The following is a 13,969-nucleotide window of genomic DNA, read 5'->3' as shown; positions in this document are numbered from 1 at the left end:
TCTGATAGGACGGCAGGTATGCCAATCGAGACGCAAGGTGTCGTCGCCCTGGGCAAGGGCCGCCCCGTAAGCCTGGAGACCATCGTTGTACCCGAGCCGGGGCCTGGTGAAGCGCGCGTCGAGGTGCAGGCTTGCGGAGTCTGCCACACCGACCTGCACTACCGGGAAGGCGGCATCAACGACGACTTCCCGTTCCTGCTCGGCCACGAGGCGGCCGGCGTCGTCGAGTCGGTCGGCCCCGGCGTGACCGAGGTGGCCCCGGGCGACTTCGTGATCCTCAACTGGCGGGCCGTGTGCGGGCAGTGCCGGGCCTGTCGGCGCGGCCGCCCCTGGTACTGCTTCAACACCCACAACGCCAAGCAGAAGATGACGCTCAAGGACGGCACGCCCCTCTCCCCCGCCCTGGGCATCGGCGCCTTCCTCAAGCACACGCTCGTCGCCGCCGGCCAGTGCACGAAGGTCAACCCCGAGTCCCCGGCCACCGTCGCCGGCCTGCTCGGCTGCGGCGTCATGGCCGGCATCGGCGCCGCCGTCAACACCGGCAACGTGGGCCGCGGCGACTCGGTGGCCGTCTTCGGCTGCGGCGGCGTCGGCAACGCCTCGATCGCCGGCGCCCGCCTGGCCGGCGCGTCGACGATCATCGGCGTCGACCTCGACGACCGGAAGCTCGAGTGGGCGAAGGAGTTCGGCGCCACGCACGTCGTCAACTCCCGCGACACCGACCCGGTGGAGGCCATCAGGTCGCTCACCGGCGGCTTCGGCGCCGACGTGGTCATCGAGGCGGTCGGGCTGCCGCAGGTGTACGAGCAGGCGTTCTACGCGCGCGACCTGGCGGGCACCGTGGTGCTGGTGGGAGTACCCCGCCCCGACATGCAGCTGACCCTGCCGTTCCTGGAGGTCTTCGGCCGCGGCGGCGCGCTCAAGTCCAGCTGGTACGGCGACTGCCTGCCCTCCCGCGACTTCCCCGTGCTCGTCGACCTGTACCTGCAGGGCCGCCTGCCGCTGGACAAGTTCGTGACCGAGACCGCCTCCCTCGGCGACGTGGAGGACGCCTTCCACAAGATGGAGCGCGGCGAGGTCCTCCGCACGGTGATCACGCTCTGAGCGCGCTGCGCCGGGCGGGTCGATATGTCGGGCGGATCGATATGTCGGGCGCTTCGCCCGCGCTTCGCTCGACATATCGGACATTTACCCTGACGGGGTATTTGCCGGATTAGATGCCTTCGAAACGCCCGGCAAGATCACTTTGCCGGTCGCGCCGGAAATTTCTGGGGCCGTTGTCGATCCGCGGGTCAGCCGTTCGACAAGGGGGTGTGCGCGGGGCCGAGCGGCGGTCCTCGCCGATCCGAGGAGAGACGCAGCGATGTCGAAGTACATGCTCATCATGCGCGGCACCGACGAGTCGAACGAGGCCATCATGGCCAACTTCGAGGAGCTGGCACCCAGGACATTTTCCTTCATCGAGGAGCTGGTCAAGGCCGGCGTGTTCCTCGCGGCCGAGGGTCTGGACACGGCGGACAACAGCGTCGTGGTCGACTTCAGCGGCGAGGCGCCAGTCGTCACCGACGGCCCGTACGGCGAGACGAAGGAGCTGTTCGGCGGCTACTTCCTGCTCGACGTCGCCTCGAAGGAGGAGGCGGTCGAGTGGGCCAGGCGCGTGCCGTCGGTCCGCGGCTCCAAGATCGAGGTCCGCCGGGTCGCCGGCGACGACGAGAAGCCGCTCGGCGGCGACGTCTGATGGGTGCGGCCGACGTCGAAGCCGTCTGGCGCATCGAGTCGGCCCGTATCGTCGCGGCGCTGACCCGGTTCACGGGGGACTTCGGGCTGGCGGAAGACGCGGCGCAGGAGGCGGTGGCCGAGGCACTCGTGTCCTGGCCCACCGCCGCCCCGGCCAACCCGGCCGGCTGGCTGATGGCCACGGCCCGGCGGCGCGCGATCGACGCGATCCGCCGCCGGGCCGCCCTGCACGACCGCTACGCCCTGCTCGCCGCCGATCCCGACGCCGCACCGTCGTTCGACGAGGCGAGCGACAGCGACCGGATCGACGACGACGTGCTCGCGCTCATGTTCATCAGCTGCCACCCGGTCCTCTCCCGCGAGGCCCGGGTCGCGCTGACCCTGCGCGTGGTCGCCGGCCTGTCCAGCGAGGAAATCGCACGAGCCTTCCTCGTACCGGTCCCGACCGTCCAGGCCCGCATCACGCGGGCCAAGAAGACGATCGCCGCGGCCGGCGTCCCGTTCGAGCTACCGGCCCCCGACGAGCGCCGCGCCCGCCTCGGCGGCGTGCTGAGCGTCCTGTACGTCATCTTCACCGAGGGCTCGACGGCCACGTCGGGCGACCGGCTGGTGCGCACCGACGTGGCGTACGAGGCGATCCGCCTGGCCCGCACCCTTGCCGCACTGCAGCCGGACGAGCCGGAGGTGCACGGCCTGCTCGCCCTGTTCGAACTGACCGCCGCCCGCTTCCCGGCCCGGACCGCCCCCGACGGCTCCCCGGTCCTCCTGGAGGACCAGGACCGCCGGCGCTGGGACCACGCGGCGATCCACCGCGGCTTGGCCGCCCTGGTCAAGGCCTCAGCACGCGGCCTGGGCCCGTACGGTCTACAGGCCGCGATCGCCGCCACCCACGCGTCCGCGCCCACCGTCGAGGCAACGGACTGGGACCGGATCGTCGTGCTGTACGAGGCCCTGGGCCGCGTCGCACCGTCACCGGTGGTCGAACTGAACCGCGCCGTAGCCGTGGCAATGGCCGTGGGCCCGGCCGCCGCGCTGTCCATTGTGGACGATCTGATAGCGAGGGACCGCCTTCCGGGCTCGCATCTGGTCCCGACTGTCCGCGGCGAACTCTTGACCCGCCTGGGCCGCCACCTGGAGGCCCGCGCCGAACTGGAGCTGGCCGCCCGCCTCTGCACCAACCAACGCGAACGCGCAGTCCTCCTCCGCAAGGCCGCCGCCCTACCCTGACCCCTGCCGACTTCGCCGCGCACACCTCGCCCGGCGCTTTCGTCGCTTCCTGTCGCTTCCCGCCACCTCCGACGCCTTCCACCACCCGTCGTTTCCCCGCCTCGCGTGCAGTGCTCGTACGCGAGATGCCGGTGCGCACACCGTCTTCGCCCGTCGCGTGGGGTGTTCGGTGCGCGCGGGCTTCTGAATGCACGAACTGTCCGCCGCGCGCATCGCCCATGTCCGCCGCGCGCAGTGTCCAGTGTGAGCAGTTTCCGGTGTGCGCAGCGCTCACCGTGAACATCGTCCGCCGCGTGCACTGGCCGGTGTGAGCAGTTTCCGATGTGCGCAGCGCTCACCGTGAACATCGTCCGCCGCGTGCAGTGTCCGGCGTGCGCATCGTCGATGTCCGTCGCGTGCAGTGCTGGGTGCGCAGACTGCCCGCTGCGCGCAACATCGCCGTCCGTCGCCTGCGGTGCTCGATCTGCGCGGTGCTCGATCTGCGCGGTGCGCCATCCGTGCGGTGCTCGATCTGCGCGGTGCTCGATCTGCGCGGTGCGCCATCCGTGCGGTGCTCGATCTGCGCGGTGCTCGATCTGCGCGGTGCGCCATCCGTGCGGTGCTCGATCTGCGCGGTGCTCGATCTGCGCGGTGCGCCATCCGTGCGGTGCTCGATCTGCGCGGTGCTCGATCTGCGCGGTGCGCCATCCGTGCGGTGCGCCATCCGTACGGTGCGCAGTGCGTGAGCTGTCCGTTGTGCGCATCGTCCCTGTCCGCTGGGCGCCCTGGTCTGTGCTTGTTGCGTGGTGTGCGGTGCGGGCAACGGTCCGCCGGTTGGTGCATCTGGGTGCGGTGGGTGGGGGTTTGGGCGGTTGCGTCGGGTTGCGTGCCACGTTGCTTGGGTCACTATCGGGAAGGGTTGTCGGCGATAGGTTCCCGATATATCGTCGACGTATCAAGAAGACGATGAGCCGCCAAGCGGTGGCGGCGATCCACGAAATGGGGGATGCGACATGAGGTCGCGACACGGATTTTTTGACACCGGGGCCTGGCAGCGCGGCTTCGGCAGCTTCATCCCGCCGTTCCCGCCCGAGGGCGGACGCGGTGGTGGCTGGGGTGGCCGGGGGCACCACGGGCATGGTCGGGGGCGGGCCCGTGGGGGTCGGCCGAACGTACGCAACGCGGTGCTCGCGCTGCTCCATGAGCGGCCCATGCACGGGTACGAGATGATCCAGGAGCTCGAGCAGCGCACCGGCGGCATCTGGCGGCCGAGTCCGGGGTCGGTGTACCCCACGCTGCAGATGCTCGAGGACGAAGGGCTGATCGTCGCCGAGGAGAGCGGGGGCCGCAAGCGGTTCGTGCTCACCGACACGGGGCGGCCCGAGGCGGAGGCGGCGGCGCAGAACGCGCCGTGGCAGGAGTACGGCGATGAGAACGTCTCGCAGGCGCAGGAGTTCCGCGACGCGGCGTTCGGGATCATGGACGCGCTGCGGCAGGTGGGCTTCAACGGGACGCCGGAGCAGCGGGCCCAGGCGCTCGAGGTGCTCACCGAGACCCGGCGCAAGCTGTACGCCATCCTCGCCGACTGACAGCCGACGACAGCCGACTGGCAGTTGACTGGCAGCCGACCACAGCTGACTGACAGCCGACGACAGCGGGCGCGTCCTGCGGCCGGGCCGTCCCGCGGCCCGGGCCGTCCCGCAGCGCAATGTGGGCCGGTGCCGGGAAGACGACGCCGGTGCGGCCGCAGCACGGGACTCCCCGGCGCCGCGGCCTGCCGAGATCGTCCGGACGGGCACACGACCGCACCGAGAGCCGGTCGCGCCGAGGTGGCGCACGACCGTCGTCGGCGCTCGCAGCGCAGCCGCAACACACATGGACGCGATCCCCGGGGCGTGCGGGCCCCGGGGATCGACCGGCTCTTGCGATAGGGGGCTTCGCCGTGCGCTGGTGGACTGTCCGCCCCGACCCGCCGCCGCCCACCGGATCGGCTCCGGCGCCGGCGCGGGAACCGGCCCAGGCGGCTACGGCCGGTGGGCCGGATCCTCGTTCCGGCCGCCCAGTGCGGCCCACACCTGGTTGACCGTCTCGAACTGCGTCGCCGGTGGCAGGGCCTCCAAGGCGTCGAGCACCTCGTCGGGCGCGTCCAGCTCCGTGGCCCCGGCGATCAGGTCGTCGCGGTCTCCGGGGAGGCTGGACTTGGGGATGTACCGGCCGAGATTGCTTCTGGCTTCGACATCGTCAGGGGTCATGCCGAACGGTGCGCCGCCCGAGCGGTCCCCCTCGCCCTCCGGGTCGACCTGGCGGACCTCGTATTCGGCTTCGCGCCGGAGCCGGTCGTCGAGCGCGACTCCGTGCTTCGTGTTTCCTCGCTCCATGAATGTGTAGCTACCCGGGCGAAATCCCCCGAAACGGCCTCACCCCCGATTGAGAACCGGCGCGCTTGGGTAGCCGGTTCTCATCCGCCCGATTCGTTCCGGACTCCGCACCCCACGGTGACCGGCCGGGCGCTTACCTGGAGGTGAGAGCACAGTGGCACGCATCGGGCAGCTCTTCGGCGGTCGCAGCGCGACCGACCGGGACGGCGACGGGGTCGACGACCGCGCCGAGAGTCCCACCGTCGACCGTAACCACGACGGGGTGGACGACCGGGCCGAGGCCGCGAGCGAGACCCGCACCTGGCGTCTCAAGAGCCGGCACGACAAGGACGGCGACGGCGTCGACGACCGGGCCGAGGCGAAGACCACGGGGACCATTCCCGCCGTCGGGGTCATGGACCGCGAGACCGAGAAGCCGGCGATGCGCCCGACGATCGACCGGGAGCCGGTGACGGTACCGGAGCCGGTCACCACGCCGGAGCCCGTGCCCGTCCGCCAGGCCCCCGCGCGGGTGAGCATGCTCGCCGCGCTCGGTGTCATCCTGGGTGTCGCGGGCGTGGCTATCGCGCTGACCGGCCTGCTCGCCACGTGGGCGATTCCCGTCGGCGCGCTCGGGCTGCTGTTCTCGTTCGGCGGCATCATCGCCGGCGTGCGGCCCAACGTGGCCGGCCGTGGGCTCGGGACGCTCGGTGTACTGATCAGCGGTACCGCCGTCGTGTTCGGCATCCTCGCCCTGACCGGTCAGGTCAGCTGGCTCGACACCGACGTCGACCAGGTCGCCCGGCTCAACACCTGGCTGGACGCGCAGTTCCCCTGGATGAAGGACTGGTGATCCCGGATGGCTCCCCGCAAGCCGCGCGAGAATGACCTGCCCTCGACCCTGCAGCGCTCCGACAAGCACGCGCAGGCGACGTGGCAGAAGACCCATGACTCGGCCGCCGAGCATTACGGCGACGGCGAGCGCGCGCACCGCACGGCATTCTCGGCGCTGAAGCACACGTACGAGAAGGTCGGCGATCACTGGGAGCCGAAGGACGAGGCCGGCCCGAGCGACGCTCAGGCGGCCCAGCGCGGACCCGCGGCGCGCAACCGGCCGCGGGACACCGCCGAGGGCGTGGACGCCAACGCCTCGAAACAGCACCTGCTGGACCTGGCGCGGCGCCTGGACATCCGCGGCCGCTCGCGCATGACGAAGGCGCAGCTGGTCGAGGCGCTGGTGAAGGCCAACCGCCGGGAAACCGCCCGCGCCCGCGGGTAGCACGGCGCTCAGCACGCTCGCACTGCCGGATCGGTCGACACTCGGACCGGTCCGGCATTTCGCGTGCCCGGGTCGTCGGCGGGCCGGCCGGTCACTTGTCGAGGCCGGCGCGCGCTACGTTCGCAGTATGGCGGAGTCGGCGGAGTGGACCCGGGTGGGTGCCGGGCGGTTCGCGCTCGACCTGCTGACGGCCAGTTATCGGCGGCATCAGTTCGCCCGGCACAGCCACGCCACGTTCGCGATCGGTGTGGTCACCTGCGGCGAGGAGCAGTTCCACTACCGGGGCGCGCTACGGCGGGCCGGGGTCGGGAGCCTCGCGATCCTCGAGCCCGGCGAGCCGCACGACGGCATGGCCGGGCGGCCTGAGGGGTGGGCCTACCGGGTGCTGTACCCCAGCGCCGCCCTGCTCTTCGACGGGCACCCCGAGCCCACCCACTTCCGCGAGCCCGTCGTCACCGATCCGCGCAGTGTGCGGCTGGTCCGGGCCGCGCACGAGGAGCTGACCGCCGGCGTCGATCCGCTCGCGGGGCAGTCGCGGCTGGTGTGGGCGTTCGCGGCGGTGATCGGGCGGCACGGGGAGCGGCGGGTGGCCGAGGGCGCCCTGCGGGCCAGGGACGCCGCGGCCGTGCGGAAGGTGGATGCGATCCGCGATCGGCTGCTGGCCGACCTGCGGTGTGCGCCGAGCCTGCGGGAGCTGGCGGCGGGGGTGGAGCTGTCGCAGTACCACATGATCAGGGTCTTTCGTGAAGCGACGGGCTTCCCGCCGCACGCCTGGCTCGTGCTGGAGCGGGTGTGCCACGCGCGGCGCCTGCTGGCCGCCGGGCGGACACCGGCCGAGGTCGCCGGGGCCGTGGGCTTCGCCGACCAGGCGCACCTGACGCGGTGGTTCAAGCGGGTCACGGGCGTCACACCGGCGGCATTCCGCAAGAGCGTTCAAGACCGCGGGCCGCGGGCGGGCGTGGAATCGGGGGCATGAGTCGTCGTGGCTGGCTCCTGTTCGGCGCCATGTGTGTCGTGTGGGGCGTTCCCTACCTGCTGATCAAGGTCGCGGTCCGCGAGATCGGGCCGGCCGAGCTGGTGTTCGTGCGGACCGCGCTCGGGGCCGTCCTGCTGCTGCCGATCGCGCTGGCCCGCCGGGAGTTGCGGGCGTCGGTGCGGCCGTGGCTGCCGCTGCTGGCATACACGATCGTCGAGATCGGGCTGCCGTGGCTGCTGCTCTCCGACGCCGAGCGGCACGTGGACAGCTCGTTCACGGGGCTTGTCATCGCCGGCACGCCGCTCGTCGCGGCCGTCGTCGCCCGCGTCACCGACCGGGCCGAGCGGCTCACCGCGGGCCGGGTCGCCGGGCTGCTCGCCGGGTTCGCCGGCGTCGCGCTGCTGCTGGGCTTCCACGCGGGCGGTGGCGGGCCGGTGGCGCTGCTCGAACTGGGCGGGGTCGTCGTGTGCTACGCGACCGGGCCGCTCATCATCGAGCGCTGGCTTTCGGATGTACCGCGCTACGGGGTCGCCGCCGCCTCGCTTGTCGTGGGCGCGGCGCTGTTCGCGCCCGTGGCGGTGCCGCGGCTGCCGAGCCTGGCCCGGCACGTGACGCCCGGGCCGGCCCTGGCCGCGCTGGGGCTCGCGGTGATCTGCACGGCCCTGGCGTTCGTGCTGTTCTTCGCGCTCATCGCGGAGGTGGGCGGGGTGCGGGCCACCGTCATCACGTTCGTGAACCCGGCGGTGGCGGTGGTGCTCGGCTTCCTCGTGCTCGGCGAGTCGGTGACCTGGCTGACCGGCGCCGCGTTCGCCCTCATCCTGGCCGGCTCGGTCCTGTCCACCCGCCGCCGGGCCCCCGCCCCCGTCGCCGAGCGGGCGGAGCCGGTCGCCACCGGGCAGGCCGCCGACGCCGGCGCCGGCGTCGAACCGCCCCGTGCGGCGGAGCCGTCGCATTGACACGTCTTCTGGCCCGGGCCGACCGCCGGGAAGCCGGTGCCTACGATGCGGCGGTGACGATCTTCGACGAGCTGCGGGCCGACGGCTCCTGGCGGATGACGTGGTCCGGTGAGCGGCTGGAGCGGGCCGTGTTCCGGCTGGACCCGGACACGGCCGCCGACCGCGGGGCGCTCGTGCAGCGGCTCGGAGCCGATGCCGGGGATGCGGAGCAGTGGGAGTCAGCGCTGATCGAGGCGCTGCTCGGCGATCCGGCGGCGGGTGCGCTGCGAAGCCTGGAGCTGCACCTCACCGACTTCCACCACTCCGCGCGCCGGGCCGCCGAGGCGCTCGTCGCCACCGCTCACGAGCAGCTTGCCGTCCTGTACTTCGGGCACGACTTCCAATACCTCTTCGAGCATCAGCGCACGTCGACCGGCGGCACGTTCGATCCGCTCGGCCGGCTGCACAAGGGGTTCGTCGGTGACGCGGCCAACGGGCTGTGGGAGGCGCTCCCGGGCCTGCGGGAGCTGACCGCCGAGGGCGGCCTGCTGTTCGACGACATCGACAGCGACTCCCTCACCGAACTGCGGCTGCGCGGAGCGCTCCGGGCCGACGGGGCGGTCTTCCCGACGCGGGCACCGAGCCTCGTCACGCTGCGCCTGGAGATCGGCCCGGACGTCTTCGGCACCGCCTGCCCGCCCGAGCAGCTCGAGGAGCTCACCCCGGCCGCCTTCCCGCGGCTGCGCCACCTCGATCTCGGCCGCAGCGAGTTCGACGCGACCGACCTCGACGTCCTGCGCACCCTCGCGGAGGCGCCGATCCTGCCGCAGCTGGAAACGCTGCGGATTGCCGGGCTGCGGGTCGAGGCGTGGACGGCGGGCGGCGACCCGATCGGCGCGCTGCGCGGGCTGGCCTCCGCATTCGCGCACCTCGCCCTGTCCGTGGCCGGGCCGGTCGCCGTCGAGGGCACGACAGCCGCCGTCCTGCCGATCGTGACCGGCGCAGCCGCGCCCGGTCAGTGGCTGGCGACGCTCAGGACGCGGTCGGTCAGGGACGGGTCGGCGCGCAGCTCCGCGGCGGTGTGGGTGGCGGCGACCATGCCGTCGGCCAGGAGGGCCACCCGGTCGGCCACCGCCAGGGCGTGCTCCGGCTGCTGCTCGACAAGCAGGACCGTCAGGCCGCCGCGGGCCAGTTCGGCGACGACCGCGCGGACCCGGTCGGCCAGGTCGACGGCGAGGCCCTCGCACGGCTCGTCGAGCAGGAGGACCTTCGGCTGGGTCAGCAGGGCCCGGGCGATGGCGAGCATCTGGGCCTCGCCGCCGGAGAGCTGGTTGCCGCGGTTGCGCAGGCGCTCCTGGAGACGGGGCAGCAGCTGCAGGACGCGGGGCACCGTCCACTCGCCGCGGCGGCGGGAGAGGGCCAGGTGCTCGGCGACCGTGAGACTGGCGAACACGCGGCGGCCCTGCGGTACGAGCGCGATCCCGGCCCGGGCGACCCGGTGGGCCGGACGACCGGCGAGCTCGAGGCCGTCCAGGGCGATCCGGCCGGCCCTGGGCTTGATGAGGCCGCAGATCGTGTGGACGAGCGTGGTCTTGCCGGCGCCGTTGCGGCCGAGGACGGCCAGGGCGGTGCCGGTGGGGATCGCGAGGCCGACGCCGTGCAGCACGGTGCCGCCGCCGTAGCCCGAATGCACGTCCTCGACGGTGAGCGTCATGGTGTCACCCCCGCGTAGGCGGCCTTGACCTCCGGCGAGCGCCTGGTCTCGGCGACGGTGCCGGTGTGCACGTGGCGGCCCGAGTGCAGGACCGTCACGTTGTCGGCGAAGCCGTAGACGAGGTCGAGGTGGTGCTCGACGAGCAGGACCGCGACCGTCTTCGGCATGGTGGCCAGCAGCCCGGCCAGCAGCTCGACCTCCGGCGGGGCCAGGCCCGCGGCGGGCTCGTCGAGCAGCAGGAGCGCGGGCTCGCCGGCCAGGGCCATCGCGAGCTCGAGCTGGCGGCGCTGGCCGTGGGAGAGGCTCCCGGCCCGCACGCCGGCGACGTCGGCGAGGCCGACGGTGGCCAGATACTCGCGGGCGTTCGGGCGCAGCCGGCCCCACGGGCGCCGGGCCCCGACCAGGACGTTGTCCATGGCCGTGAGGGTCGGGTACACCGCGGGGTGCTGGTGGGTGCGGCCGATGCCGAGCCGGGCCCGGCGGGCGGGGCCGATGCGCGTCACGTCGCGGTCGTTGAAGTGGATCCGGCCCGTGGTTGGGCGCTGGGCGCCGGCGACGAGGTTGAGCAGCGTCGACTTGCCGGCGCCGTTCGGGCCGATCAGGGCCCGGCGCTCCCCCGGCCGCAGCTGCAGCGCGACGCCGTCCAGGGCGGCCAGGTCGCCGTAGCGGCGGCCCAGGTTCTCGACCCGCAGGATCATCGGGCCACCTCCTGCTCCGACGGGAGCGGGCCGCGCTGCGCGGGAATCCGCGGCGGCGGGCGGCGGCGGCCCAACCGGCCCAGGGACGACAACGCCGCGTGCTCGCCCAGCAGGCCGTTCGGCAGCAGGTACACGCACGCGATGAACAGCAGGCCCAGCAGCAGCGGGGCGTGCCCGGCCTCGGCGATCCAGTCCCGCGTGCCGACCACCAGGCCCGCGCCGACAAGCGCGCCGACCATCGACGTCGCGCCGCCGATGACGACCGCGAGCAGGATCAGCGCGGCGACGTCGAAGCCGCCGTCGCCGGGCGAGACGTACGACTGCACGGTGAACAGCAGCGCCCCCGCCACGCCGGCCAGGGCGCCCGCGGCGACGTAGGCGACGGTGAGGTAGCCGGCGACCGGGTGGCCGCTGGCCCGCATGCGCCGGGCGTCGTCGCGGGTGGCCCGCAGCAGCGCGCCGGCCGGTGAGCGCAGCACGAGCAGGACCACGGCGACGAGGACGCCGACGACGGCGAGCGTGTAGAGGTACCTCGACGCGTCCGTGTCGAGGTCGACGAGGCCCGGCAGCGGCTGGATGTCGGCGAAGCTCGTGAGCCCGTCGGTGCCGTGCGTCAGCGACTTCCACTGGCCCGCGATGGTCGACGTCAGCTCGCCCAGCGCCAGCGTGATCATCAGGACGACGACACCGCGGGCGTAGACGACAAGTGGTGCGGTGACAAGGGCAAATGCGGCGCCTGTACCGGCGGAGGCCAGCAGATGCCAGAGGCCCACGGTGATGTCGTGGGTGACCATGATCGCGGTCGTGTAGGCGCCGACCAGGAACGGCGCGGTCTGGCCCAGCGTCGGCAGCCCGGCGACGCCCGTGAGCAGGGCGACGCTCACCGCGAGCAGGCCGATGATGAGCATGCGCGTCAACATGCCGGTGGCGTACCGGTCGAGGGTCCACGCGAACGAGACGAGCAGGCCGAGGACGGCGATCGTCAGCAGGTAGCGCAGCAGCCTCATGCCGTGCGTCCCGAGGGCAGCAGGCCGCGGGCCCGGGCGGCCAGGGCGAGCGCCATCGCGCCGAACAGCGCGAAGGGGGCGACGGCCGGCCACTGCGGCGCGATGATGTTCTGGATCTCGCCGACCGCGATGGCCGCGACGAGGGCACCGGCGATGGAGCCCATGCCGCCGAGCACCACGACGACGAGCGAGAGCAGCAGCACCTGGTCGGCGGTGCGCGGGCCGGCGCCGATGATCGGGGCGCCGAGCGCACCGGCCAGACCGGCCAGCGCGCCCGCGCCGGCCAGGACGCTGGTGCGCACCGTGAACGGCGAGACGCCGAGCATGGCGACCATGTCCCGGTCGTCGACGGTGGCGCGCACGAAGTTGCCGGCCCGGGACCGCGTGACGACCAGGCCGAGCCCGGCCGCGATGAGCGCGGCGACGAGGATCAGGGCCAGGCGGTAGCGGGGGTAGCTGTGCCCGAACAGGTCCATCGACCGGTCGAGCACCGGCGGCACCGCGATCGGCAGGTCGTCCTTGCCGAACAGGGCCGTCAGCCGGTCGCCGGCCACGAGCGCCACGCCGAACGTGAGCAGCGCCTGGGCGAGGTGGCCGCGGTTGGCGAGCGGCACGAGCAGCGCGGAGAGCAGGGCGCCGCCGAGGCCCGCGGCCGCGGTGCCGACAAGCACCGCGAGCGCGAGTGAGCCCCAGCTGCCATCGCTGATCTTCGCGGCGGCGTACGCACCGAACGCGAACAGCGTCCCGTGCGCGAGGTTGAGCACATCACCGACGCCGAAGGCGAGGGTGAGCCCGGCGGCGACGACGAACAGCAGCAGCCCATAGGCCACGCCGTCGACCGCCGGGATCAGGTACGCGTCCAACTGACTACTGGCCGACCGTCGCGAGGTCCTGCACCAGCGTGTTCGCCAGCGCGCGGCCGTCGTTGCGGACCTGCCGGAGGTACCACTTCTGCACCGGCGCGTGGTTCTTGCCGAACTGCCACTGACCGCGCGGGCTGGAGATCTGGCCGAGCTTGCCGACCTGCTCGTTGATCGTCTCCGAGGTCACGTTGCTGCCGGCCGCGGCGATGGCCCGGTCGAGCACGGCGGCGGCGTCGTAGGACGCGACGGCGTACGTGGTCGGGGTCGCGTCGGGGAACTTCTGACGCCACGCGGCGACGAACTTGCGGTTCTCCTCGTTGTCGAGGTCGGGCGAGTAGTTGCAGGTGGTGAAGACGTCCTTGGCGGCGTCGCCCTCGGCCTGCAGCACCGAGCCCTCGGTCAGGAAGGCGCCGTAGAGCGGCACGTCCTTGATGTCGGACTGCTTGTACTGCTTCACGAAGTCGATGGCGGCCTTACCGGCGTAGAAGGTGTAGACGGCCTTCGCGCCGCTGGACTTGATCTGGCTGAAGTACGGCAGGAAGTTCGTGGTCTGCGGGAACGGCGTCCACAGCGTCTTGCCGCCGGTGTTGGCGAGCTGGCCGCCGATCTTGGCGAACTCGGTGGTGAAGCCGCCGACCTCGTCGTAGCCACCCTGGTAGTCCGGGCCGATCGCGAAGACCGGGCCGTTGACCTTGTCCTTGATGTACTGCGCCACCGACTGGCCCGGGTCCGAGGACATGAAGCTCGTCGTCCACACCCCGTTGAGGTCCTTGAGCTCGGGGCGGCCGTTGGAGCCGATCAGCGGGATCTTCGCCTGGCTCAGCAGCGGCGCCACGGCCGCCACGGAGCCACCGCCGACGATGCCGGTCAGGGCGATGACCTGGTCCTCCTTGACGAGCTTCGTCGCGGCCGGGACCGCGGTCTGCGCGCCGTCGCCCTCGTCGGCCACCTTCAGGTCGATCGGGTGACCGCCGAGCTTGTTGCCGTGCAGGCTCAGGTAGAGCTCGAAGCCGTTCTTCAGGTCGGTGCCGACGGCCTGGTAGGTGCCGGTCAGCGAGCCGAGGAAGCCGATCTTCAGGGTGGACGCCGCGCCGGCACTGTCCGACTTCGCGTCGTCCTTGGCGCATCCGGCGCCCGCAAGCACCAGGCCGGTGGCCAGCGCGATGCTGACCAATCGTCGGGGGAACATGACTCTCC

Annotated in this window: 16 protein-coding genes; 9 read left to right on the top strand and 7 right to left on the bottom strand. The window is 72.7% G+C overall.

Features of this window, described 5'->3' with window-relative positions; translation table 11 throughout:
* Nucleotides 1–18 precede the first annotated feature (18 nt).
* The 5 genes from Dvina_RS10955 (at nucleotide 19) to Dvina_RS10935 (ending at nucleotide 4,532) form a co-directional block, all read left to right on the top strand.
* Nucleotides 19–1,104 (top strand): S-(hydroxymethyl)mycothiol dehydrogenase, encoded by a 1,086-nt coding sequence (locus tag Dvina_RS10955; protein ID WP_223102343.1) that lies wholly within the window; start codon nucleotides 19–21, stop codon nucleotides 1,102–1,104.
* 259 nt (nucleotides 1,105–1,363) lie between these two features.
* Nucleotides 1,364–1,738: a YciI family protein gene (locus Dvina_RS10950; protein ID WP_223102342.1), complete on the top strand. Its 375-nt coding sequence runs from the start codon at nucleotides 1,364–1,366 to the stop codon at nucleotides 1,736–1,738.
* Nucleotides 1,738–2,964 carry an RNA polymerase sigma factor gene (locus Dvina_RS10945; protein ID WP_223102341.1) on the top strand — a complete coding sequence of 409 codons (1,227 nt, stop codon included), beginning with the start codon at nucleotides 1,738–1,740 and terminating at the stop codon, nucleotides 2,962–2,964. Before Dvina_RS10950 ends, Dvina_RS10945 begins: the two co-directional genes overlap by 1 nt.
* A gap of 371 nt (nucleotides 2,965–3,335) precedes the next feature.
* Complete coding sequence (locus Dvina_RS10940) at nucleotides 3,336–3,689, top strand: zinc finger domain-containing protein (RefSeq protein WP_223102340.1); 354 nt, start codon at nucleotides 3,336–3,338, stop codon at nucleotides 3,687–3,689.
* A 267-nt stretch (nucleotides 3,690–3,956) separates the two neighbouring features.
* The gene (locus Dvina_RS10935) at nucleotides 3,957–4,532 is read left to right on the top strand and encodes a PadR family transcriptional regulator (protein WP_223102339.1); all 576 of its coding nucleotides are present in this window, start codon (nucleotides 3,957–3,959) and stop codon (nucleotides 4,530–4,532) included.
* A gap of 435 nt (nucleotides 4,533–4,967) precedes the next feature.
* Here Dvina_RS10935 and Dvina_RS10930 read toward each other — a convergent pair whose 3' ends face one another.
* Nucleotides 4,968–5,321 (bottom strand): DUF2795 domain-containing protein, encoded by a 354-nt coding sequence (locus tag Dvina_RS10930; RefSeq protein WP_223102338.1) that lies wholly within the window; start codon nucleotides 5,319–5,321, stop codon nucleotides 4,968–4,970.
* Between the two features lie 154 nt (nucleotides 5,322–5,475).
* Here Dvina_RS10930 and Dvina_RS10925 point away from each other — a divergent pair, with 154 nt between their 5' ends.
* From Dvina_RS10925 to Dvina_RS10910, 4 genes are all read left to right on the top strand, one after another.
* Nucleotides 5,476–6,153, top strand: coding sequence for a hypothetical protein (locus Dvina_RS10925; protein ID WP_223102337.1), 678 nt, complete (start codon nucleotides 5,476–5,478; stop codon nucleotides 6,151–6,153).
* Between the two features lie 6 nt (nucleotides 6,154–6,159).
* Nucleotides 6,160–6,579 (top strand): ChaB family protein, encoded by a 420-nt coding sequence (locus tag Dvina_RS10920; RefSeq protein ID WP_223102336.1) that lies wholly within the window; start codon nucleotides 6,160–6,162, stop codon nucleotides 6,577–6,579.
* A 127-nt stretch (nucleotides 6,580–6,706) separates the two neighbouring features.
* A complete protein-coding gene (locus Dvina_RS10915; protein ID WP_223102335.1) occupies nucleotides 6,707–7,555 on the top strand; it encodes a helix-turn-helix domain-containing protein in 849 nt (282 codons plus the stop codon).
* A complete protein-coding gene (locus Dvina_RS10910) occupies nucleotides 7,552–8,511 on the top strand; it encodes a DMT family transporter (protein WP_223102334.1) in 960 nt (319 codons plus the stop codon). Before Dvina_RS10915 ends, Dvina_RS10910 begins: the two co-directional genes overlap by 4 nt.
* A 218-nt stretch (nucleotides 8,512–8,729) precedes the next feature.
* Here Dvina_RS10910 and Dvina_RS10905 read toward each other — a convergent pair whose 3' ends face one another.
* The 6 genes from Dvina_RS10905 to Dvina_RS10880 form a co-directional block, all read right to left on the bottom strand.
* Nucleotides 8,730–9,419, bottom strand: coding sequence for a hypothetical protein (locus Dvina_RS10905; protein WP_223102333.1), 690 nt, complete (start codon nucleotides 9,417–9,419; stop codon nucleotides 8,730–8,732).
* A gap of 86 nt (nucleotides 9,420–9,505) precedes the next feature.
* Entirely contained in the window at nucleotides 9,506–10,204 is a 699-nt protein-coding gene (locus tag Dvina_RS10900; RefSeq protein WP_223102332.1) for an ABC transporter ATP-binding protein, read from the bottom strand.
* A complete protein-coding gene (locus Dvina_RS10895; protein WP_223102331.1) occupies nucleotides 10,201–10,902 on the bottom strand; it encodes an ABC transporter ATP-binding protein in 702 nt (233 codons plus the stop codon). Before Dvina_RS10895 ends, Dvina_RS10900 begins: the two co-directional genes overlap by 4 nt.
* Entirely contained in the window at nucleotides 10,899–11,909 is a 1,011-nt protein-coding gene (locus Dvina_RS10890; RefSeq protein ID WP_223102330.1) for a branched-chain amino acid ABC transporter permease, read from the bottom strand. Before Dvina_RS10890 ends, Dvina_RS10895 begins: the two co-directional genes overlap by 4 nt.
* Nucleotides 11,906–12,772: a branched-chain amino acid ABC transporter permease gene (locus tag Dvina_RS10885; protein ID WP_223102329.1), complete on the bottom strand. Its 867-nt coding sequence runs from the start codon at nucleotides 12,770–12,772 to the stop codon at nucleotides 11,906–11,908. The genes Dvina_RS10890 and Dvina_RS10885 overlap by 4 nt, the downstream gene beginning before the upstream one ends.
* Nucleotides 12,773–12,776: 4 nt before the next feature.
* The gene (locus Dvina_RS10880) at nucleotides 12,777–13,961 is read right to left on the bottom strand and encodes an ABC transporter substrate-binding protein (RefSeq protein ID WP_223102328.1); all 1,185 of its coding nucleotides are present in this window, start codon (nucleotides 13,959–13,961) and stop codon (nucleotides 12,777–12,779) included.
* Between the last annotated feature and the right edge of the window lie 8 nt (nucleotides 13,962–13,969).

It is taken from the genome of Dactylosporangium vinaceum, from assembly GCF_019904175.1.
Lineage (GTDB): Bacteria > Actinomycetota > Actinomycetes > Mycobacteriales > Micromonosporaceae > Dactylosporangium > Dactylosporangium vinaceum.
Note: the sequence above shows the minus strand (reverse complement) of the source record. Positions and strands in the feature narration are given on the sequence as shown.